Source organism: Rhodococcus sp. RS1C4 (assembly GCF_002258225.1).
GTDB classification, from domain to species: domain Bacteria; phylum Actinomycetota; class Actinomycetes; order Mycobacteriales; family Mycobacteriaceae; genus Rhodococcoides; species Rhodococcoides fascians_E.
Map to the genome: position 1 here is coordinate 54348 of NZ_NOXZ01000051.1, position 21781 is coordinate 76128.

Sequence of the window (21781 nt, forward strand, 5' to 3'; positions counted from 1 at the left end):
TTCCAAATGTTCGGAAAGTGATTCCCGTAACAATATAATTTCAGTTCGAGCGCAGATATACCGCCAGTAATTCGAGCACTATTGTGAGCCTGTGCACACGGTTAAGTGCACAGGCTCGCAATAGTGCGTTCAGCTATTTGATGCCGATCTGATGCGGTCAGTGGGGTTGTCGGGCGTCGAGCCACTGGTCGAGCGAGTCGAAGACGATGGCGGCGTTCCGTGCGTGGCCCATGTAATGGCCTGCGTGAGGAATCGTGATCGCCTTTCTGTCCGATGTTCCGGTGAACGATGCAATATGTTCGTCACCGAATTGCACGCGTGCGTCGTCCTGTCCGTAGAGGCCGAGAACTGGAATGTCTATGCTCGACATTTTGGCCAGGTCGAGAAGAATTCCGGGGCCTTGTGAAAGCATGTCGCCGCACGGGTGTTGGTTCTGATAGGGCGCTGCTGTATCGATTACTTGTTGTTCGGTATCGGCATAGTTTCCTGTCACGAATTCAGTGGTTCCTTGGTCGTAAAAGGTGTAGCCCTTGGCGGCGGGATTGTTTTCCGATGCCGAGCCTCCGGTGAGGCAGCGTGGTGTGGCGGCGAAGAATCTGACGTAGGCCTCGGGTGTCAGTCCGCGATCGGCCCAGTCCATGACGACGAGAGCGTCGACGTCGTCGAAGGTGTAGGCCTCGATCTGGACGATCTGCCCGCCGTTCGACTGGCCGGCGAGGGTGATGTGCCCGAAGGTGGGGGCCGTTCCGGATGCATCCCATTGATAGGTGCCGGTACGCAGCGCTTGGACGATCTGATGGGCCATCGTTGCTTGGGACCCCACGCACATGGCCCCGCCTGCCGGAGCGTCGCTCGTGTCGTATCCGAGTCTGTCGATCGTCAGTGAGGTCTGTCCGCGAGCGGCCATTTCGTAGGTGTGGTGGTATCCCTCGACTGGAAGACGCCAGTACCATTCGCCGGCTGCGATGCCGTGTTCGTAGAGGGTGATGGCGTTGCCGAAACCCTCTGCGGGAGCGGTGAGATGGCCACGGATGGTGTAGGTTCCGCCGTCGGCGGTGCACGGGACGGCTGTGTCGTTGGTGTTGCGGACTGTGAAGGACACCGGTACGTCGATCACGTCCGATCGGGTCGGCTGCGCGGAGGCGATGGCCGTTCCACCGAGAAAGATGGCGGTCGACGCGACGGTTATCGCAATCGCGGCGAGGAGCCGTGAGAGGGGGTGATGGCGGCTGTCGAGCATGGGGTACTCCGATCGGGGCGGGGATGTGGTGGCTGGGAGCGTGCGAGTGCAGTGCTCATACAGGGGTTTTGGGTCTTCCAGGGTCGACTTCGGTACCAGGTGTATCGACGCGTGGAGCATCGGTGATGCCGATGAGCTGGTGCAGGCGTGCCAGTGGGCGCGGTGCCCACCAGTTCCAGCGGCCGGTCAGGGCCATGATGGAGGGGACGAGGATCGCTCGGATGACGGTGGCGTCGATCAGGACCGCCAGTGCCATGCCGATTCCGAGTTGCTGAAGGAAGGTCACCCCGGAAGTGGCGTAGGTGGCGAAGGATGCGGCCAGGATGAGAGCTGCTGCGGTGACGACGGGTGCGGAGCGTGAGATGCCATCGATGATGGATTGGCGATTGTCTCCGGTACGGTCGAATTCTTCTTTGATGCGCGAGAGCAGGAAGACTTCGTAGTCCATCGACAGGCCGTAGGCGATGCAGAACATCAGGATGGGGATGCTCGGCTCGATGGCACCGGTAGGGGTGAAACCCAGCAGCCCAGCAAGATTGCCGTTCTGAAAACCCCACACCAGGACACCGAACATGACCGTCAGTGACAGCAGATTCAGAATGGTGGCTTTGATGGGGGCGATGATCGATCCGGTCATCACGAACAGAATGGCGAAGGTGATCAGTGCAATGAGCACGGCCACGAGCGGGAGCCGGGCGGTGACGCCGTCGGTGTAGTCGTCGAGCATCGCGGGTGAGCCGCCGACGAGTACCTGGCCGGGAGGCTCCACCGACCGTACCGCGGAGACGAATCCGGCTCTGTCGTCCAGTGATTCGCGAGTCGGTACCACCGAGAGGTAGCTGCCTGCGGTGTCGGGAGTGAAACGGACGGCGCCGTTCGGTGGAGCAGTGAGCGCCCTGTCGGGTTCGACGGTGCCCAGTGCGCTGTCCACTCGTAGCACCTGGGGCAGTGCTGCGAGATCGGAGGCGTACCGAGCGAGGCCGTCCGGTGCGATGGTCGGTGCGACGAGCAGAATTGCGTCTGCATCCTCGCTGGCGTAGTCGTCGCGGATGGTGTCGTACAGGGCGCGGACCGGAACCGACTGCGGCAGGATGCGATCGTCCGGTGCGCCGAACCGAACGCCTAGTACCGGCGCTCCGAGCAGTATCAAGATCACCACACCGGCGATCGCGAACACTGCAGGTCGGCCGGTCGTGGCCACGGTGATCCGCCGCCACACGGTACTTCCGTCGGTGTCCGGTTCCTTGCGCCGTAAGGCGCGGTGCCCGAGCAGCACCAATGCGGCCGGGAGTACGACCGTAGCGGCGAGCACGGCGGTGGCGACGACGGCTATCCCGGCGTAGGCGAACGAGGCCAGGAACGGGAACGGGAAGACCAGCAGAACGGCCAGTGACGCGGCGACGGTGGCGCCGGAGAACATGATGGTGCGTCCGGCTGCCTGCGCTGCTCGCTGCACGGCCAACGTCAGGTCAGCGGTGCGGCGGGCTTCCTCTCGGAAGCGGTAGATCAGGAACAGTCCGTAATCGACGCCGAGTGCAATGCCCATCACCAGCGCGATGTTCGCCGCGAAGGTCGATACTTCGGTGAAGGCTGCCACCACGCGCATGATGGCCAGGGTGCCGACGACGGAGAACAGTCCGGTTGCGAAGACCACTGCGGCGAGACGGAGCCGCCGTAGGACGGCCCACAACAGTGCGATCACCAGCGGGGCGATGATCAGCTCTGCTCGGAGAAAGTCGGTCCTGGATTGTTCTGCGACGGAGCGGAACACCTCGTCGCTGCCGCCGAGAGCGATGTCGATGTTCGAGGTAGCCGACCGGCTGAGTGCCTCGTCGAGAGCGGGAAGGACCTGTTGCCGGATTTCGGTGGCGTCGCCCGGTGCCCACGCCTGGATCAGCGCCGAGCTGCCGTCCCCGGCGGCGAGGGTCGGAACCTCTTCGGTCCAGTAGGACCATGTGTCGTCGATGCCGGGGAAGGTGTCGACGAACTCGGTCAGACGTAACCCGTCCGCGGCGACGGCCGAGCTGTCGACGTCGCCGGTCTTCGCGGTGACGAGGATGGTGATGTTGGGTGTGCCGGTCTGAAAGGTGTCGTTGAGCAGCGCCTCGGCTGCCGCAGACGGGGCGTTGGTCGCCTCGAACCTGTTCAGGGACAGTGCATTCATCGCACCGGCAGCGACTGCTGCGAGCACGAGGAAGAGGACGCCGGCCACTACGAGGGTGAGGCCGGGTCGAGTTGTGGCGAATCGGGTGGGCATCGCGGGTCCCCCTGCTACCGTGGATACGAGCGATTGCTCGTGATTTGCGAGAATACGAGCGAAAGCTCGTCTTGTCTACCGGAAAGCCTGGAGTTCACATGCCGAATACCTCGACGCCAACTACCTCTCCTGCACCCAAGCGTCAGGATCGCGGACTCAAGCGCATCGCTGCGATCCTCGACGGTGCGGAGGAGTTGTTCGGAGAAGTCGGGTTCGACGCAGCGACCACGAACGCTATCGCCAGCAAATCGGGCATGTCACCGGGTTCGCTGTACCAGTTCTTCAGAAACAAGGAAGACATCGCCGCAGCATTGGCGGAACGCTACGTCGTGGAGTTGACCGACGCCCAATCGGCCGCGGTCGATCCGCGACCGGACGGCTTCGTGGAATCTCTACCGCAGTTCATCGACCGGGCCGTCGACAATATGGTCGCCTTCAATGCGGCCAATCCGGCTTTCCTGCAACTGTTCTCGCGAGCAGATACCCAGCCTGCCCTGTATACCGCAGTCGTACCATTGCAGAGCGAACTCTCCCAGAGGGTCGCCCAGACCTTGGCCGCACTCGCACCGACCCTGTCCAGCGAACGCATCGACCTCCACGCGCTGGTGGCCTTGCAGATCACCCGCGGAATGATGCCCGTCATCGCCGCAGAAAAAACTAACAAGAAGGACCAGCTCGTGACCGAGCTCAAGGCGGCACTGATTCGTTACCTGTCCGAGGCACTCGCCTCACCCTGACGGAACAGAGACCCGCGCCGCCGCAGGCCGTGCGTACTCCCAGTCTGAAAAAAGCTGCAGCAGTAGCTGTTTTGACGTTTTTCAGTTGTGCTGCCAGCAATCACTGCTTTTCGTACACTATGGGATCCGCGCCGATCGATACTTCGATGCGTGGTGGAGCATTCGGTCGAGGCTCAACGCCCCGCGTCGTATGCTCGGTCAGCGATCGGCGACCTTAGGCGCGCACCCGGCGGCGGACCATGCGACCGGCGTGCATCGCCGCAACTTTGGTCCAATCAGGGTGTGCAATTAGCCGTCACAGCTGGACCGATGACCGCCGGACTCACGCAGGTTCCGGTGTTGCCGCGCCGGTCACCGCATGACCTGGGGGACGGTTCGCTGTTTTTCGTTCTTTGGGTGTGTCGATCAATGCGTTATGTGCAGCATCGCGTACCCAGCCTGTGATTCTGTCGAGGGTTTCGGATGGCAGGTGCCATCGTTGCCAATACAGGGGAATGGTGACGTTGTGGTCGGGGTCGAGGTGAACGAGTGTCCCGTCGGCGAGGTCGCGTGCGATTTGTCCTTCCGGTAGCACGCCCCACCCGAGTCCGAGTCGAGCTGCAGTCAGGAATTCGCGGTTCGATGGGAGGTAGTGGATCGGGGGCTCACGGTGCGCCTTGATCTTGCGTAGATAGGCGTGTTGCAGGTCGTCCTTTTTGTCGAATCGCAGCATCGGGAGGCGGCTGGGATCGCAACCGTCGGAGTCGGCGTCGCGAATGAGTGAGGGTGCGCACGCGGGCCAATAGACCATGGCTCCGAGCGGTTCGACCGTACAGCCAGGTGCTGCGGTGCGTGAGGTCGTCACGGCGGCCATGACCGCGCCTTGACGCAGTAGAGCGTCTGTATGGTCCTGATCTTCGATGTGGAGGTCCAGCAGTATCCGTCGGTCGACGGCTATCGCTTTCATCACCGGTTGGAACCACGTCGAGACCGAATCGGCATTGATAGCAAGTGAAAAGCGCAGCGGTGCAGCAGTATTCGTTGTCGTTGAGCCGCCGCGTAGCTCAGCGTCGGCGTCGACGGTGAGGACTTCGATCTGCCGCGCGAGTCGGAGCAGGGCTTGCCCGTTTCTGGTGGGTAGTACCGGCCTGGTTCGCTGTAGCAGCGCGGCCCCCGACGCTCGTTCGAGCGCGGTAATGCGTTGGCTGACTGCAGAAGACGAGATGTGCAACGCCGTTGCAGCTCCCTCGAACGACCCTGAATCGCAGATCGCGGCAAGTGTGGCGAGCTGATCGTGGTTGTACATCCACAAATACTAAACCTAGATCAGCGATACTTAGGAAACGTGCATCGATGCTGGAGCGGTCGTACCGTTCTTGCCGTGAACAACCCCGTTCTGGCCTATCTCCCCGTCGCTATCGTCTTCGGAATAATCCCAGGTCCTGACGTCATGTTGGCGGTCAAGCACTCGCTTACCGGCGGTGTGCGTCACGGCATCGCCGTAGCTTTGGGTGCGGCGACGGGGTCGATGGCCTGGGGCATCGCTGCGGCCGTGGGGTTGGCGTCCTTGCTCACCAGCGTCCCCGGGGCATTCGACGCGGTACGTATCGCAGGTGCCGCCTACCTGGTGTTTCTAGGAATTCAGAGTATCTGGCAGCGCAAGGGCAGCTTCACCGACGTCGATGCCGCGACTTACAACGCGCACCAGCCGAAGTGGTCGCGAGCGTTCATGACCGGTTTCGTCGCGGACCTGTTGAATCCGAAAATGGGTGCGTTCTACCTGGCGGTGCTGCCGCAGTTCATTCCGCGCGACGGGAACGTTTTCGTTTGGTCCATGCTGCTCATGTCGATCGAGTTCGTGGTGGCGCTGATATGTCTGTCCTCGTACGCACTTCTTGCCTCGTCCGCTCGCCGGTTCTTGGAGAAGGGCCGCTTGGGGGCGTGGCTCGAGCGTGGACTGGGTGTTGTTCTGGTGGGATTCGGCGTCCGGCTGGCCTTCGAGTAAACACCCCCGCCGTCCGAGCCCTTCTCCCTTCGCTCTTTCAACTACTCGACCCGAGCCCGACCTGACTTGATTGTGTAACGACGCCTTGGCCCGGGTCCGCGCCCCGGGCCGTCCAATCCCGCCAGGTCTTGGCTTTGCCGTGCCCTAACCCGAACTTTCCTGTACCGAAACCGAACCATCACGCACACAGAGGGGTACCGATCAATGAGCGAAAAGCTCTGGGGTGGAAGATTCTCCACCGATATCACCGACGATGTACTTCGCTACACAGAGACAGCATCGGTAGACAGCAGAATGCTCGAACACGACCTGTGGCAGAACATCGCTCATGTTCTGATGCTCGGTCGCGCGGGAATCAACACCGAACCCGACACCAAAGCGCTTCTCGCTGGGCTGCTCGACATGGAGAGCAGCCGAGCCGACGGTGGATTGCAGCTCGACGTCCGACAAGAAGATGTGCACCTCAACACCGAATTCATGCTCATCGAACGGATCGGACCCGTCGGCGGCCGCATGCACACCGCACGGTCCCGAAACGATCAGGTGCAGACCGACGCACGCATGGTCACCCGCGAGTGGCTGCTCGATGCCAGCGAAGAACTGCTCATGTTCGTGCAGGATCTGCTCGGGTGCCCCGAGTCGGAACGAGAAGCAGTTCTACCCGGCTACACGCATTCGCAGGCAGCGCAACCGATTTCGGTAGCATTTTGGAAGGCTGCGCACGCACAGGCCTTGCTGCGTGATGCCTCCCGACTGATGGATGCCTGGAAGCGCATCAACATCAATCCGCTCGGCGCGTGTGCGCTCGCCGGAACTACATTCGCCCTGGACCGCGATTACACCTCCCGGCTTCTCGGGTTCGATGCACCGATGGTCAATGCGCTCGATGCGACGTCGACGAGGGACTGGACAGTCGAAGTAGCGGGCGCAGCTGCCAGCGGTGCTGTGAATCTATCTCGCATGCAGGAAGAGATCGTCACCTGGAGCTCGAACGAATACGCTCTCGCCGAAGTGCACGATTCGTTCGCGACCGGTAGCTCGATCATGCCGCAGAAGAAGAATCCGGTGGTTGCAGAACTGGCGCGAGGGAAGTCCGGTCGCGCGGTGGGTGCGCTGGTGCAACTGCTGGTGATGGAGAAGTCGGTCGGTCTCGGGTACAGCTGCGACCTGCAGGAGGACAAACCGGTTTACTGGGGCGCCCTCGATACGTACCTCGACACCATTCGCCTGTGCCGACGCCAGAACCTGCACACCGCGTTCGACGGTGCTCGCGGCAGAGCCCTGTGCTGGGACAACTTCTCGACCGCGACAGAGATCGCCAACATCTTGGTCTCTCGGTTCGACGTTCCTTTCCGCACAGCCCACCGCATCACCGGTGACCTCGTCAACGCCGCCCTCGCAGCCGGTCACACCCTGCGCAACGTCGCGTTCACCACCACTTTCCTCCGCGAGGAACACGACATCGACATCAGTGAGGTCGACATGAAGCAGATATGCGATCCGCTCCACACACTGCGCAGCTACATCTCTGCCGGATCCACCGGACCGACGCGGGTCTCCGAACAGCAGGAGCAAGGCCTGGCCGACGTGACCGACAGACTCGCCGAAATCCGGCAAGCCAGAACCCGCCTCTGGGAGGCGAAGGCGGAATGCCTACGAGCAGCGCGATCCGTCGTCGGCGGCGTGAGCGTGCCCGAACTCGCGATGGAGGTCGGGGTATGAGCATCGTCCTGGCATATTCCGGCGGATTGGACACATCCGTTGCCGTGCACTGGCTCAAAGAGCGCTATCAGACCGAGGTCATCGCGTACTGCGCGAACCTCGGCCAAATCGAGGACCTCGAGGCCGTCTCGAAGCGCGCAACCGCGGCCGGCGCGTCGGAAGTTATCGTCGAAGACGTCCGAGACCTGTTCCTCCACGACTATGCAATCCCGGCTCTCGCCGCCGGCGCTGCATACGAGGGAAAATATCTTCTGGCTGCACCGTTGTCTCGACCGTTGATCGCCGAGCGGCTGGTCAGCATCGCTCGCGAACGCGGTGCATCCGCAGTCGCTCACGGTGCCACGGGCAAGGGAAACGATCAGGTCCGGTTCTACACCTCCGTGCGGGCGTTGGCTCCCGAGCTCGACATCCTCGCACCTGTCATCGATTGGGAAATGACCTCCCGCGGTAGCGAAATTGCCTACGCCGATCGTCACGGTATCGATGTGGGTGTCAGCAAGACGACGCCGTACAGCATCGACACCAATATCTGGGGCACCAGCATCGAGTGCGGGGATCTCGACCTCATCGACCACGCTCCACCGCCCGATGCATGGCAGATCACGACCGCGCCGGTGCAGGCACCGGATCGTCCAACAACGATCACGATCGAGTTCGAAGCAGGCATCCCCGTCGCTCTCGACGGCCGCAAGCTCGACCTGATCGACCTGGTCAGCGAACTCGGGGACACAGCGGCCGCGAACGGTATCGGGCGTACCGAAATTCTCGAGAGCCGCATCGTCGGATTCAAGAGCCGCGGAATCTACGAAGCACCCGCTGCAACAGTTCTTCTCGCTGCACGAACCGATCTCGAAGCACTCGTACTGGACCGAGAGACGCTCCACCACAAGCGGTCCATCGCCGACCAGTACGCAGAGTTGGTCTACTACGGCTACTGGTTCACCGATCTGCGTGCAGCACTCGATGCTTACTGCGCCCGTCTGGCTCACCGCGTGACGGGCACAGTGACCGTCGAGCTGTACAAGGGCTCCGCTCGATGCATCGGCCGGACGTCCCCGAAATACGGCCGATACAGCTCGGCTCTGGCCGATTACGAAGAGGCAGACACCTTTCTACACGAAGCAGGTGCCGGATTCGCGTACTGCTGGGCTCTCCCACTCACCGAAGGAGTTGTCACTCGATGAAAGACACCCGCTCTGTTCTGCTCATCTCCGACGGATCACGGTGGGGCGAACTCGCCCACGACTTTCTCCGCCGCAGATTCGCCGACGTCGACTGGTTTGCCTGGGACTACGGCGATCCAGTAACTCGATCGTTCGATCAGTGGCACGGGTGCGACCTGCTTCTGTCCTTCAAATCGGACTTCATCCTGTCCGAGGCCACACTCGATCGAGTGCGGGAACTGGCCGTGAACTTCCACCCGGCGACCCCGAACTACCGAGGGATCGGCGGATATCGCTACGCGATCGACGACAACCAGACGCAATTCGGGGCCACCTGCCACATCATCACCCCGAAGGTAGATGGCGGTCCGATCATCGCAGTCGACCGATTCGACATCGTCCCAGGCGAATCCGAGACGAGCTTGAGCGAACGCACCGCCGCCGCCGCACTGGCTCAATTCCATCGAATCGTCACCACAATATGCAACGGCACCGCTATCAGCGCCGATCACAGCGAACAATGGGGACAACGTCTCTACACACGCCGCGCCCTCGACGCAGACCGCCGAAAGCGTGGGGAGCTGGTCGAAGCGTGAGAACACTGCACTCACCCTCCGCCACCCACGAGCCCCACGATCGGCCCAGGTCGCCCGAAGCCCATGGCGGTACTGCAGTTCGCAACGGCCCCTTGGCGATCATCGAATTCGACGGTGAAGGACACAACACGTTCTCCACAGACAAGATGCGCGGCATCACCGAGTTGGTCTGGCAGCTAGGGGACACCCCGGATGTCGAGGGGCTGGTTCTGTACGGGGGAGACGGTCGATCCTTCGGTGTCGGCGGTGACTTCAACGAAGTCAAGGACTTCACGGGAGGCTCCGAGGTCAACCGATGGATCGACGCCTGCGTGGACATGTATCGAGCAGTTCTGTCGATCTCGAAACCGACCGTGGCAGTCATCGACAAATACTGCATCGGCATCGGTCTTCAGTTGGCACTGTGCGCCGACTGGCGCATCGGAACGTCGACGTCGGACCTCCGTATGCCCGAGCTCAAGTTGGGTATCTCCTGCATACTCGGAGCTCCGCTCCTGCAACGCCGAGTAGGGCCTGCCGTGGCGAATCGAATGATCATCGGGTGCGATCGATGGCTCGGTACCACCGCACTCTCCGACGGCCTCCTCGATGAACTCGTTGCAGCCCATAGTGACCCGCTCGCTGCAGGATGCACCCGAGCACAGGCACTGGCCGAGTACCAATCGGTGCCGTTTGCCCGCACCAAGGCGTTCGTCAACCACGATCTGCTGCTCGACATGGAACGAGCCCGTATTGCAGCAATAGCCGGCCACCGAGCGGGGTTCGCTGCAGGCGATGCGGCCCAACAGAAGATGCGCACAATTGTCGGAGACAACCCATGACCCCAACCGATCATGGGTGGGTCGTCTTTTCGCACAGCGGCCGCATCCGCCGTGTTGGCGGACATACCGGCCCCGTTCTGAACCGCAACGACGGAACAGTCATGATCACGACGCCGCTGCACGGCGAATGCCGAGTCTTTCTCTCCCGCACCGATGATGCACGGACATGGGCGGTGGGAGCGCAATTCGCGGCGACCGCCGCGAGTGTCGGTCACCGCGCAGGAACCACCACGGCACTTCGCCCCGGGACGACTCTGGTCTGCTCCGCCGACGGAGAGTTGTCGGTGCACCGCGCTGTCCCCCGATCGTCGCCGTCGGGCGGTGTCCCAGGGTGTTCGCTCGAACAGGCCATGGGGTGGCTCGACCATGGATTACGCACTGCAGCAACGGAAATCGCATCGTCGGGTCGTCCCATTCGCTTACTGCTCTCCGGTGGTGTCGACTCCGGACTCCTCGCCTCCTACTTGTGGAGGGCCGGTGCCGACGTCCGTGCACTGACCCTCCGCACACCCTGGGGTGACGAAATCGACGGTGCCTCTCGAACAGCGCGCCACGTCGGTCTGCCGCTCGACGTCATCGACGTCACCGCACAGGAATCGACAGCGGCGATCTACCCGTGCATGCAGCACACTCAATCCGATGATGCAGAAGTCATCACCGTGCATCTGCTGGTGACAGTGGCCTTCGAGTTGGCGCGAGCATGTGGTGCCGACCTCGTGACCGGACTCGGCAGCGATCTGCTCAACGCCGGAAGCGATTTCGGTATGGGCGCAGTCGCCGGCGATCTGAACGAACGTATCGACGACGCCAGCGCATCAGGAATGATGGTGACCGGCCAATTCACCCCAGGGCCGCGCATGTACCACCCGTACTGGAGTCCTGCTCTACTGCACCTTCAACAGAGTGTCCCCGCTCAGCTGAAGACCGTCGACGGCATCGAAAAGTACTACCTCCGCGAGCTCGCGGCCTACCAACTGCCCCGTGAGACTGCGTTCGGGAGAAAAGTCGCAATCCACCAAGGGGCGGGTTTGTCAGCAGGGTTGGACGGCGCGCTCGGAGAACAACTGGCTGCCGTCTGTGCCCAAATCCGGGCACAGACCCTCGATGAGGTCCCTCTGGGAAACCACGATGTTGCGGTCGGCGGTGAGCAGCGGTGACGGCCACCGATCCCGGAGATCTCGCGGCAGTGGCCACCCGGGATGGATTCGCTCTGGTCGGCGACGTCGACTTCGGCAGAAGCGACTTCGAGGTCTTCGTGCAGGGGCTCGGGACTCTCGCCACACATCGGTTCGGCACCGGAAGCGCAGGTCTGCTCGATCTCGACGCAAGCCCGCTACCGGACCGCGTCGTCACCGGGCGCAGTGCCCTGCCTCTGCACACCGACGGCACACTTGTCGGGACCTGTCCCAAATACATTGCGCTGTATTGCAATGCAGTCGATCAGCCCACAGGATCCGGACGCACAGAACTCTGTCTGCAATCGGATCTACTCGATGCAACACTCCCACCGGACCTGAGCACGGTGACCGACGTGGATTGGGAGTACTACGTCACCGACCAATCCCACTTTCCCGACGTCGCGCACCGCTGGCTGTCGATTCCACCTGCAGTGCGATCAGCAACGGGGACAACGCGGTTGAACGTGGCACTCCCGTTCACCGAGGAACGGACCACCCCCGCAGGATGGTCGGTCCGTCTGGCGGGCTCGACCGAAGAAGACAGCCGGGCCGTCTTCGCACGGCTCGACTCCTACCTGCGGGGCAGTACCAGCTTCTACTCGCACGACTGGGCCCCGGGTGATCTTCTCGTCCTCGACAACGAACAGGTTCTGCACGGGCGGACAACGATCGAACCGGGCAGCGTCAGACACTTGTTCCGAGGACAGATCAATGTCTGACGCGCGAGGGTTCCTCGCCGCACTGAACAGCATGCCCCAACAGGATCAGGACGCACTTCACCAGGGACGACGCCATACGACGTTCGGGGAGCTGTCGGCCGCGGCGATGGCATGGCGTGATGCACTGGCACCGGTGATCGACGAAGGCGACGTGGTCGTCGTCGATCATCACCCCGGGGCCGCAGACTTCGTTGCAGCACTACTGGGAACGATGGCCGCCGGCGGCGTGCACCTGGCGAGCCGGACGCGGCATCCAGCATGGGACCGACTGAGCGCACTGGGCCGCCGCTGGCACGCCATTACCGACCACGACATCGACCCCGACCTGCCCGAACTGGCCTCCGTGTTCGATGCAGCAACCCGAAAGCTCCGATACTGCAACCCAACGCGTCAATGCGACGTGACCGAGCACGACACCGTGCGAGGAAGAATCCTCGAAACATCCGGATCGAGTGGTGAGCCGAAATGGGTGTACTGGACCGAGGAATCGCTGTTCGCCGACCGCACCGACTGGTGCCAGCAGCTCGGTCTGACAGCCGACGATGTGATCATCAACATCCACCCCCTCGATTTCGCGCACGGGATGGACGTTCACGTTCTCGCGGGCTTGCTCTCGGGAGCACCCACGGTGCACCTCGACGCCGGTCTCCCGGCCTCTGCCCACGCGAGAGCGATTTGCGACTGGAACGGTACCTATATGAGCGCCCTTCCCTCGCACTACGACGCGATCGCAGCGTCACCGGCGGCATCGGAGCGAATGGGTGAACACCTGACCACCGCACTGACGGGCGGGGCTCTCCTGACGCCGACCACTGCGCGACTGATCCACCAGCGGTGCGGGGTCCACCTACGCAGGCTCTACGGGGCCACCGAGTGCGGCATCATGTGCGCAGATCTGCGGCCACAGTTGCAGAGCGCGGCCGAACTGCGGCCCCTACCCGGGGTGGAGATGCGAGTGCGCCCCATCCACGGAATCGACGCAGATACCTATCGAGTGGGCGAGCCCGAATTCCGCCGAGCGCACCGAGCCGAAGGCTACTGGGGACACCCGGACCGTACACAGAGCGCATTCACGGACGGCTGGTATCGAAGCGGGGACGCGGTGATGGTCCACGACAACGGTGCCATCAACGTCCTGGGCCGCATCGATGACGTATGGACAAACAACCACGGTCAACTCTGTTCGGCAGGCGTCCTGGTCGACGAGATCACCGCACTCGACGAGGTCGACGAGGTCGTCGTCTTCGCCCCAACGGCCACAGGAGCAGACACACCGACGACAGTACTGTGCCGCCTGGCACCCACCGGGGCAGACCTCGGACGAATCCACCTTCGCGTCACCGAAGTGATGAACAGCTGCGGTCTCATCGGAAAGATCACTCTGATGTCCGACTGGCCGAAAACGTCTGTCGGCAAGCCCGACCGGCGCGCATTGCTGGCATGGTGCAGAGCGTCCTGAGTTCGACATCACACGGATCAGAAAGGGCAGACATGAGCGCCGCGTCCCCACAAGGGTTTCACTGCTGGACAACCCATTTAGGACTGGCAGACGAAGGTAAAGACGACTTCTCCATGGTCATCTCCGACAGGCCGTGCACCTCGTCGGTCGTTTTCACGAAGTCACTGTTCGCGGGCCCCTGCGTCACCTTGAGCAAGACCTCGATCGAGCAGACCAGTCCGCGCGGGGTCCTCGTGTTGGCGAAGAACGCCAACGTCGCGACCGGCGCGGAAGGGCTCCGCAACGCCAGCGAGATACGCGCATCCGTCGCACGAACCGTAGGAATCGAACCCGATGCCCTGATAATGGCCTCCACCGGAGTCATCGGAGTGCAATATCCGATGGACACCATCCGCGCCGGACTCGACGGGCTCGGCCAGGGAACACCACTCGACGCGCACGCGGTGGCCCGAGCGATCATGACCACCGACACCCGCGCCAAGGTCTCCGAACGAGCCGTCGGCACCAGCACCATCGTTGGAATCGCGAAGGGCGTCGGGATGATAGAACCGGACATGGCGACCATGCTGTCGTTTGTCTTCACCGACGCCGACGTCCCCCAGGACACGCTCAACCGAATCTTTCGTGACGTTGTCGACCGCACCTACAACTCGGTCTCGATCGACACCGACACCTCCACCAGCGACACAGCGGCGGTCTTCGCCAATGGTGCCGCCGGCCCGGTACCCGATACCGAGTTCGAGCAGGCTCTCGAGGAAGTGTGCACGGATCTGGTGAAAATGATTGCCAGCGACGGCGAAGGTGCGACCAAGCTGATCGTCACTACGGTCTCGGGTGCATCGAGCGAGCGCCAAGCGCGCGTGGTCGGGAAGTCGATCATCAACTCTCCCTTGGTCAAGACGATGATCCACGGTGAAGACCCCAACTGGGGTCGAGTTCTCATGGCTATCGGAAAATGTAGCAACGAGGTGGACATAGAACCCGACAGAATCCGAGTCGCATTCGCGGACATCGATGTGTATCCGAGCTCGTCACTCGACCAGCACGACACCGTCGAGGTGGTTCGTGAACACCTTGCAACTGCCACCGTCGAGATCAACGTAGACCTCGGAATCGGCACCGACACCTGGAGAGTGTTCGGTTGCGACCTCACCGATGAATACATTCGAATAAACGCGGACTACACCACATAGAGATCACTCCAATCACTTCACCAACAGGCCGCAGTAACGTGGAGTGGGCATCCGGCCTCGACGCCTCGACCTGTCGAAGCCGTTACAGCACGTCGCCTGTGGCCGTTGATGTTGCCGGTTCTGCCGGACTCTGGACATGAGCAAATTAAAGACCGAACACGATTCGCGCCGGGGGGCGAAAATGGCTGCAACCGATAGAGAACCTTCAAAAAGGTTCCGAGACAATGCCCATAACGACCGCAATGCCACAACTCTGATCAAAACTTCCGACCACGCATCTAGCGAAGAGCGTAGTCACGAGCTGTACACCGTGTACGGAACCGCGTGTCACGCGCCTGAACGACAGTGTATGACACGACTCACTGCGCGAATAGTCGATGGGGACAGCTTAGCGTCGATTCGGTGCGGACCAGGAGAAATTACTCGTCGACAGGTTGATCTCGAAGCCGATCCACGATTCTCCGTGAGGATTCAATACGTCTTATCGGGCGAAGTAATTCTGTCGCAGAACGGCGTCCAAATATCGCTGAAGAGTGGAGGCATTGGCCTATACTATAGCGATTACAGTTATACAATGACTGTAACCCGTGCCAGCTGTTTAGCGGTAGTCACGTTACGGCAGAGGGTGGGCTCAAGAGAAGACTTCGACGCCGCCTCGGGTCGAGGTCTTCGCGTTGTGCCAAACGCTGAAGGTACGGGGAAAATACTCTCAGATACTTTACATTCTACTTCGAGAGAAATTGGAATGCTGAACACGTTCACGGCTCATAATGTCATCTCAGCCGTTCGATTACTGGCGTGGGAAGGAATGCACCCGCCCCATGGCCACGCACCGCCTGACCAGCAATCCGGCCTCGTAGCGACGGCGCGCTTGATGATCGAGAAGAATCTTTCTGATCCCACGCTCAATCCCGACCTACTCGCGCGCAAACTACATGTATCGGTTCGTCAGCTGCATCGCGCTTTCGAGCGAGAGGAGCGAACTCTGTCCGCTTATATAGCATATGAGCGCATTGAAAGGTGCGCTGCCGATTTGATCGACCCAAGCTTACAACAGATACCGATAGGCGACATCAGTGCGCGGTGGGGGCTTAGTGACCAGTCGAGACTTTCTCGGCTATTTCGCGAGTTGAAGGGTTGCTCGCCTTCGGAATTCAGAAGGTTTTACGCGGAACCCAGCTAATTCGAGAACACATCCACCGATCAATTCCGAGTGGTCAAGACCGGAACGAAGGTTCTCGTACCGGCGCGCCGCGTCGACGTGATCGAACTCGCTGGGCAACAAGTACACGACCGGGTGACGGATTCATCAAGACAAAATTCTTGACCTTGCTCGAGGTAGTGACGGTCCGGCTATCCGTCCACGGTAGCTACCACGCAACTCCGTCACGTCCGCGCGCACTCGCGCCGATCGGGGCATCGCCTTCACGGCATAAGACGATTGATCTGCGGGTTCTCGCGGTAGACGTGGCTGTAGTCGTTGTCGACTTTGGAGGGCCCGACTCCGAGGACTTGATCGTTGGCCGGTTGCGGCTTCCATGGTCTCCTCACGGCCGGCGCAGATGGGTGCCTACCTGCACTGGACCCCGTAGGGGACTTCGACCCCACTTGTCGCACGGTGCCAAAGTTTTGTCGCTTCGCGACGAAGAGCTGTGGAGGTATTTCCGCAATTAATTTCGATAAGTAGCGTCGAAGACATCATCAAGTCGCCGACCTTGCAGGTCGCAATGGTTCATTCGACATGTCGACTTGAGATACAGAAATGATGGGGAGAACCGAAGAAGGAGACTGTGATGATCTCGGCAGATCAATATGCGCGCGATAGCTATGAACGTGAGTTGAAAGCTCACTGGGACGCTAAAACAACCGATGACATCAATCTCCTACTGGGCGCTGATGATGATCTTTACCACCATCACTACGCGATTGGCGATTTCGACCGCTCTATTCTGGATTCCGTAGGTGAGGAGCGAGAGAACGCGATTTTGCGAGAGTTGCATCGAATGGAGAATGATCAAGTCGGACTGATCCTCGACGCCCTCGGTCCTTTGCCGCCCAACTCTCGCGGCATGGATGCCGGGTCAGGTCGCGGGGGAACATCTTTTCGTCTCGCTGGAGCGACGGAGAGCCGAATCGACGGCGTCAATTTTTGCGAACATCACGTCGCGTTCGCCGAGCAGATCGCACGCAAACGCGGTTGGGATAGCCGCGTTCAATTCCACCTCGGGAACATGCTGCAGGCACCATTTCCTGATCACACTTTCGATTTCGTGGTCTCAAACGAGACGACGATGTACGCCGACGCGTACGAAGCAATGGCCGAGTTCTCCCGCCTACTGCGACGGGGCGGTCGCTACGTAATGACCACCTGGTGCCGCAACGACGCAGTCGACCCACGCTCGGACGCGACAAGGCAGATCGATGAACATTACGTATGCCGAATGCACCGCCGAAGCACTTACTTCAAGGCCTTCGCGGCAAACGGCCTGATTCCGTACCGCGTGGCTCAGTACACACACGAAGCTATGCCGTACTGGGAGCTACGCAACAACAGCAAACTCCGCACCGGCGTTGAGGATGCGTTCCTCAGCGGCTACAGCGACGGTTCACTGAACTACCTAGTGATTGCGGCCGAACGCATCTGAGACATCCACCCGGAAACCACAAACTTGAAGGAGCCTGAAATGCCGAACCTCGACGTGGCAGTCCTCGGCCAGCATGACGTACAGCAGCGCCGCTACTGGGATGCCAAAAAATCCGACGATATCAACCTGCTGCTGGGCACTGAAGACGGCTTGTACCACCACCACTACGGAATCGGTGACTACGATCACTCTGTACTCGCTGCACCTGCGGAGCTGCGGGAGTCACTGATCCTGCGCGAACTTCACCGGATGGAGTCGCTGGAAATCAACCTTATCGTCGATGCATTAGGGGAGGTCTCACCGAGCTCTCGTGTCATGGACGCGGGATCGGGGCGAGGCGGAACGACCTTCACAATCGCTGATCGATTCGGCTGCCGGGTAGACGGGGTGAACTACTGCGCTCACCATGTCGAGTTCGCAGAGAAGTTGGCCCGTGAACGCGGGAGCTCGGACCGTGTGCAATTCCACTTCGCAAACATGGTTCAGGCCCCCTTCGAGGACAACACCTTCGATTACATCGTCTCCAACGAAACCACGATGTGTGTCGACCTAGGGGAGGCGTTCACCGAGTTCGCCCGGTTGCTGCGCCCCGGCGGCCGCTATGTCGCAGTCACCTGGTGCCGCAACGACGTAGTTGCTGAGCGTTCCGAGGCATCACGGTTGATCGACGAAGAATATCAGTGCGCTATGCACACCCGCAGTACTTATTTCCAAACTCTGGCAGCAAATGGTCTGGTGCCGTATCACGTTCAGCGATACACCGACGAAGCCATCCCGTACTGGGACCTGCGCAACCAGGCAGCGTTGCGCACAGGTGTCGAGGAACCATTCCTCCAGGGCTTCCGCGAACGCAGCATCGACTACTTGGTTATCGCGTGCGAGCGTCTGTAGCGGTGGCCTGAGATATCCGAGTTATCCACGCGCCAGCGATCCTCGGCATCGGCGCGCCACTTCGTCCTTCTACAAACAATCGAAGGGATTCCGGTATGGCCGGAACGGCTGATTTACCTTTAGAAATGCGACGCAACGGCCTGAACCCGACCGAAGAGCTCGCCCAGGTCCGTGACCGCGACGGTGTTATCCCAGTAGGAGAACTCTACGGGGCCCCGGCTTTTCTCGTCTGCCGTTACGAAGACGTCCGGCGAATCTTCGCAGACTCAAACCGGTTCAGCAACGCCCACACGCCAATGTTCGCAATACCCAGCGGCGGCGATGTGATTGAAGATGAACTAGCCGCCATGCGCGCCGGTAACCTCATCGGACTCGATCCCCCCGACCACACCCGCTTGCGTCATATCCTTGCTGCGGAGTTCTCAGTGCACCGGCTCAGTCGCCTGCAGCCGCGCATCGCAGAGATAGTGGACAGTGCATTGGATGGTCTCGAGCAAGCCGGGCAACCCGCCGACCTTATGGACCGTTACGCGCTACCAGTCTCTTTGCTCGTACTGTGTGAGCTGTTGGGAGTGCCCTATGCCGATCGCGACGAATTGCGAGATCGAACAGCACGCCTCCTGGATCTGTCGGCATCTGCAGAACAACGAGCGGTTGCCCAGCGAGAAGACCGTCGATACATGGCCACCCTGGTTACCCGTGCGCAGGAACAACCCGGTGACGACTTGTTGGGAATTCTGGCGCGCAAGATTGGCGACAACCTCAGCACCGACGAACTTATCAGCATCATCAGTCTGATCATGCTCGGTGGACACGAGACCACAGCAAGCATGATCGGCCTCAGTGTACTGGCCCTTTTGCATCACCCGGAACAAGCCGCCATGATGATCGAGGACCCGAACTGCGTCAATTCCGGAATTGAGGAATTATTGCGGTGGTTGTCGGTCGCCCATTCGCAGCCACAGCGCATGGCAGTAACCGAGGTGCAAATCGCCGGGGTGACCATTCCGGCAGGATCTTTCGTCATCCCGTCCCTATTGGCCGCTAATCGCGACAGCAATCTGACGGACAGACCCGACGACCTCGATATCACCAGGGGAGTAGCCGGTCACCTCGCCTTCGGGCATGGCGTCCATTTCTGTCTTGGGCATTCACTCGCTCGGATGACCCTGCGCACGGCCGTGCCGGCGGTACTGAGGCGCTTTCCCGACCTAGCCCTCTCACCCTCGCACGACGTTCGGCTCCGCTCCGCCAGCATTGTTCTCGGCCTCGAAGAACTACAGCTGACGTGGTGAGAAGCGAGCGGTCATGAAAGTCGTCGTGAACGAGCGGAGGTGTTTCGGCTCCGGTCAGTGCGTGCTCGTCGCGCCCGAGGTCTTCGAGCAGAGTAACGACGGCACAGTCACATTGCTCGTGGACAAACCTTCCCCAGACAACCATTCGCTGGTACGCGCGGCTGCACGTTCCTGCCCAGCTACTGCTATCCGCTTCGAAGAGAATGCGATGCGACAAGAGCCAACCGAATTCAGCTATGACGATCTGCCTGCTCTGATCTCCCGTATGCGGGGAGACGAAAGGCACTCGTTCTCATCCTCATCGACGATGGACGTGCTGTGGGTACTCTACGACGAAATCCTCAACGTATCCCCCGAGAGCCCCGACGACGACGACAGGGACCGCTTCTTGCTGTCCAAAGGTCACGGCCCGATGGCCTACTACGCGGTACTTGCGGCCAAAGGGTTCCTCCGACCAGAGCTCCTCGATACCTGGGCGACAAAGAACTCACCACTCGGCTTCGCGCCGGATCGAACCAAAATCTCGGGTGTAGAAATGTCGGGTGGCTCGCTCGGCCATGGCTTGCCGCTCGCAGTGGGCGTCGCGATGGGACTCCGTATACAAAATCGTCACGCACCGAGAGTCTTCGTGCTCATCGGCGATGGAGAGTTCGATGAGGGCAGCAACCACGAGGCGATGGCTTTTGCAGGACGCGCGCGCTTGAACCAACTGACGGTCATCGTCCTGGACAACGGCACGGCAAGTATGGGTTGGCCGCATGGAATCGATAAACGGTTCGACGGTGAGGGTTGGGACACAATCAACATCAACGGTGCTGACCATGAGGAGATCGCTGCGGCACTGAATCGAGATCACAACGACAGACCGCTCGCGGTGGTCGCCACCGTGACTCGGCAATCGGCCCGTTCGTCCATTCAGCAGAGATGAATCGCCATGAATTCCGCAGACACGCAAGAACCAAAGTCCTTCAACCACACTGACATGTGGACCGCATTCGGAACGACCATGTCTGGTGCATTGGAAACAGACCCCCGCGCCGTAGTTGTGCTGGCCGACATCGGAGCCCACCTCTTCAAAGCGGCCGCGATCGCAGATCCCAACCGCGTGATCAACGTAGGGATCAGGGAACAGCTGATGATGGGGGTAGCCGGCGGGCTCGCCATGTGTGGCATGCGACCCGTGGTACACACAGTCGCCGCCTTTCTCGTCGAGCGGCCTCTTGAACAAATAAAGCTGAACTTCGCCCAGCAAGATGTCGGCGCAGTCCTGGTCAGTTGGGGAGCCTCCTACGACTTGTCGGAGTTCGCCTTCTCCCATTTCACCCCGGGCGATATCACCGTCATCGATTCGATGCCCAACTGGACAGTTCACGTGCCAGGCCATCCACAGGAGGCCGCCGATCTTCTCCTCGAATCGCTACCAGGCGATGGACGGGTCTACCTACGGCTGTCGAGTCAGGTCAACCGTTACCCCCATGCGGTCCGAGGGACATCGTTCACACCTATCAAGTACGGCACCCGCGGAGTCGTCCTCGCAGTCGGGCCCTGTTTAGATGCGGTGCTGTCGGCAACCTCCATGCTCGACGTAACCATCCTCTACGCGGCGACGATTCGCCCCTTCGACGCCACGGGCCTGTGTGCCGCGGTGCAAGCCGTGAACCGTCCGAACGTCGTGTTGGTCGAGCCCTATCTGGCAGGCACCTCGGCGCACCAAGTCTCGTCCAGTCTCGTCAGCCATCCCCATCGGCTGCTCTCCCTGGGCGTTCGACGTGAGATGGAAGATCGCCACTACGGAACCCCCGACGACCACGACCACATTCACGGACTTGACGCCCGTTCCCTGAGTAATTCGATCAATTCCTTCCTCGGCTGAGCACGACC

The 21781-nt window shown here is 60.9% G+C and carries 19 protein-coding genes; 16 read left to right on the top strand and 3 right to left on the bottom strand.

Annotation, left to right across the window (positions count from 1 at the left end; all coding sequences use genetic code 11):
- Positions 1 to 157: 157 nt before the first annotated feature.
- Positions 158 to 1240 carry an alpha/beta fold hydrolase gene (locus CH289_RS26455; RefSeq protein WP_015586115.1) on the bottom strand — a complete coding sequence of 361 codons (1083 nt, stop codon included), beginning with the start codon at positions 1238 to 1240 and terminating at the stop codon, positions 158 to 160.
- 55 nt (positions 1241 to 1295) lie between these two features.
- Positions 1296 to 3497 carry an MMPL family transporter gene (locus tag CH289_RS26460; protein ID WP_052069823.1) on the bottom strand — a complete coding sequence of 734 codons (2202 nt, stop codon included), beginning with the start codon at positions 3495 to 3497 and terminating at the stop codon, positions 1296 to 1298.
- Positions 3498 to 3595: 98 nt separating this feature from the next.
- Between CH289_RS26460 and CH289_RS26465 the strand changes: the two genes are divergently transcribed.
- Complete coding sequence (locus CH289_RS26465; protein ID WP_015586117.1) at positions 3596 to 4234, top strand: TetR/AcrR family transcriptional regulator; 639 nt, start codon at positions 3596 to 3598, stop codon at positions 4232 to 4234.
- Positions 4235 to 4556: 322 nt separating this feature from the next.
- Here CH289_RS26465 and CH289_RS26470 read toward each other — a convergent pair whose 3' ends face one another.
- Positions 4557 to 5519: a LysR family transcriptional regulator ArgP gene (locus CH289_RS26470; protein WP_015586118.1), complete on the bottom strand. Its 963-nt coding sequence runs from the start codon at positions 5517 to 5519 to the stop codon at positions 4557 to 4559.
- Between the two features lie 75 nt (positions 5520 to 5594).
- On the opposite strand from CH289_RS26470, the gene CH289_RS26475 reads away from it, so the two are divergent.
- From CH289_RS26475 to CH289_RS26545, 15 genes are all read left to right on the top strand, one after another.
- Positions 5595 to 6218 (top strand): LysE family translocator, encoded by a 624-nt coding sequence (locus tag CH289_RS26475; protein WP_032364998.1) that lies wholly within the window; start codon positions 5595 to 5597, stop codon positions 6216 to 6218.
- 204 nt (positions 6219 to 6422) lie between these two features.
- Positions 6423 to 7940: an argininosuccinate lyase gene (argH, locus tag CH289_RS26480; protein WP_052047792.1), complete on the top strand. Its 1518-nt coding sequence runs from the start codon at positions 6423 to 6425 to the stop codon at positions 7938 to 7940.
- Entirely contained in the window at positions 7937 to 9124 is a 1188-nt protein-coding gene (locus CH289_RS26485) for an argininosuccinate synthase (protein WP_015586121.1), read from the top strand. Before argH ends, CH289_RS26485 begins: the two co-directional genes overlap by 4 nt.
- A complete protein-coding gene (locus CH289_RS26490; RefSeq protein ID WP_032364999.1) occupies positions 9121 to 9699 on the top strand; it encodes a formyltransferase family protein in 579 nt (192 codons plus the stop codon). Before CH289_RS26485 ends, CH289_RS26490 begins: the two co-directional genes overlap by 4 nt.
- Positions 9696 to 10520: an enoyl-CoA hydratase/isomerase family protein gene (locus CH289_RS26495; RefSeq protein WP_052047791.1), complete on the top strand. Its 825-nt coding sequence runs from the start codon at positions 9696 to 9698 to the stop codon at positions 10518 to 10520. Before CH289_RS26490 ends, CH289_RS26495 begins: the two co-directional genes overlap by 4 nt.
- A gap of 101 nt (positions 10521 to 10621) precedes the next feature.
- Positions 10622 to 11677: an asparagine synthase C-terminal domain-containing protein gene (locus tag CH289_RS26500; RefSeq protein ID WP_033188359.1), complete on the top strand. Its 1056-nt coding sequence runs from the start codon at positions 10622 to 10624 to the stop codon at positions 11675 to 11677.
- The gene (locus CH289_RS26505) at positions 11674 to 12417 is read left to right on the top strand and encodes a TauD/TfdA family dioxygenase (RefSeq protein WP_015586125.1); all 744 of its coding nucleotides are present in this window, start codon (positions 11674 to 11676) and stop codon (positions 12415 to 12417) included. The genes CH289_RS26500 and CH289_RS26505 overlap by 4 nt, the downstream gene beginning before the upstream one ends.
- Positions 12410 to 13876 (top strand): class I adenylate-forming enzyme family protein, encoded by a 1467-nt coding sequence (locus CH289_RS26510; protein WP_032365002.1) that lies wholly within the window; start codon positions 12410 to 12412, stop codon positions 13874 to 13876. The genes CH289_RS26505 and CH289_RS26510 overlap by 8 nt, the downstream gene beginning before the upstream one ends.
- 32 nt (positions 13877 to 13908) lie before the next feature.
- Positions 13909 to 15069: a bifunctional glutamate N-acetyltransferase/amino-acid acetyltransferase ArgJ gene (argJ, locus tag CH289_RS26515; RefSeq protein ID WP_032365003.1), complete on the top strand. Its 1161-nt coding sequence runs from the start codon at positions 13909 to 13911 to the stop codon at positions 15067 to 15069.
- Between the two features lie 874 nt (positions 15070 to 15943).
- A complete protein-coding gene (locus CH289_RS29085; protein WP_368665489.1) occupies positions 15944 to 16252 on the top strand; it encodes a helix-turn-helix transcriptional regulator in 309 nt (102 codons plus the stop codon).
- A 610-nt stretch (positions 16253 to 16862) separates the two neighbouring features.
- Positions 16863 to 17714, top strand: coding sequence for an SAM-dependent methyltransferase (locus tag CH289_RS26525; RefSeq protein ID WP_015586129.1), 852 nt, complete (start codon positions 16863 to 16865; stop codon positions 17712 to 17714).
- 39 nt (positions 17715 to 17753) lie between these two features.
- Positions 17754 to 18605 carry an SAM-dependent methyltransferase gene (locus tag CH289_RS26530; protein ID WP_032365004.1) on the top strand — a complete coding sequence of 284 codons (852 nt, stop codon included), beginning with the start codon at positions 17754 to 17756 and terminating at the stop codon, positions 18603 to 18605.
- Between the two features lie 95 nt (positions 18606 to 18700).
- On the top strand, positions 18701 to 19900 hold the full coding sequence (locus tag CH289_RS26535; RefSeq protein ID WP_094728885.1) for a cytochrome P450: 1200 nt from the start codon (positions 18701 to 18703) through the stop codon (positions 19898 to 19900).
- Positions 19901 to 19913: 13 nt separating this feature from the next.
- Positions 19914 to 20828 (top strand): 4Fe-4S domain-containing protein, encoded by a 915-nt coding sequence (locus tag CH289_RS26540; protein ID WP_080730063.1) that lies wholly within the window; start codon positions 19914 to 19916, stop codon positions 20826 to 20828.
- Positions 20829 to 20834: 6 nt separating this feature from the next.
- Positions 20835 to 21773: a transketolase family protein gene (locus tag CH289_RS26545; RefSeq protein ID WP_015586133.1), complete on the top strand. Its 939-nt coding sequence runs from the start codon at positions 20835 to 20837 to the stop codon at positions 21771 to 21773.
- Positions 21774 to 21781: the final 8 nt, after the last annotated feature.

What these genes read in the sequence shown, in the direction of transcription:
- CH289_RS26455 (WP_015586115.1), bottom strand. Translation starts at nt 1,240, where the DNA reads ATGCTCGACAGCCGCCATCACCCCCTCTCACGGCTCCTCGCCGCGATT.
- CH289_RS26460 (WP_052069823.1), bottom strand. Translation starts at nt 3,497, where the DNA reads ATGCCCACCCGATTCGCCACAACTCGACCCGGCCTCACCCTCGTAGTG.
- CH289_RS26465 (WP_015586117.1), top strand. Translation starts at nt 3,596, where the DNA reads ATGCCGAATACCTCGACGCCAACTACCTCTCCTGCACCCAAGCGTCAG.
- CH289_RS26470 (WP_015586118.1), bottom strand. Translation starts at nt 5,519, where the DNA reads ATGTACAACCACGATCAGCTCGCCACACTTGCCGCGATCTGCGATTCA.
- argH (WP_052047792.1), top strand. Translation starts at nt 6,423, where the DNA reads ATGAGCGAAAAGCTCTGGGGTGGAAGATTCTCCACCGATATCACCGAC.
- CH289_RS26485 (WP_015586121.1), top strand. Translation starts at nt 7,937, where the DNA reads ATGAGCATCGTCCTGGCATATTCCGGCGGATTGGACACATCCGTTGCC.
- CH289_RS26490 (WP_032364999.1), top strand. Translation starts at nt 9,121, where the DNA reads ATGAAAGACACCCGCTCTGTTCTGCTCATCTCCGACGGATCACGGTGG.
- CH289_RS26500 (WP_033188359.1), top strand. Translation starts at nt 10,622, where the DNA reads ATGATCACGACGCCGCTGCACGGCGAATGCCGAGTCTTTCTCTCCCGC.
- CH289_RS26510 (WP_032365002.1), top strand. Translation starts at nt 12,410, where the DNA reads ATGTCTGACGCGCGAGGGTTCCTCGCCGCACTGAACAGCATGCCCCAA.
- argJ (WP_032365003.1), top strand. Translation starts at nt 13,909, where the DNA reads ATGAGCGCCGCGTCCCCACAAGGGTTTCACTGCTGGACAACCCATTTA.
- CH289_RS29085 (WP_368665489.1), top strand. Translation starts at nt 15,944, where the DNA reads ATGATCGAGAAGAATCTTTCTGATCCCACGCTCAATCCCGACCTACTC.
- CH289_RS26525 (WP_015586129.1), top strand. Translation starts at nt 16,863, where the DNA reads ATGATCTCGGCAGATCAATATGCGCGCGATAGCTATGAACGTGAGTTG.
- CH289_RS26530 (WP_032365004.1), top strand. Translation starts at nt 17,754, where the DNA reads ATGCCGAACCTCGACGTGGCAGTCCTCGGCCAGCATGACGTACAGCAG.
- CH289_RS26535 (WP_094728885.1), top strand. Translation starts at nt 18,701, where the DNA reads ATGGCCGGAACGGCTGATTTACCTTTAGAAATGCGACGCAACGGCCTG.
- CH289_RS26540 (WP_080730063.1), top strand. Translation starts at nt 19,914, where the DNA reads ATGAAAGTCGTCGTGAACGAGCGGAGGTGTTTCGGCTCCGGTCAGTGC.
- CH289_RS26545 (WP_015586133.1), top strand. Translation starts at nt 20,835, where the DNA reads ATGAATTCCGCAGACACGCAAGAACCAAAGTCCTTCAACCACACTGAC.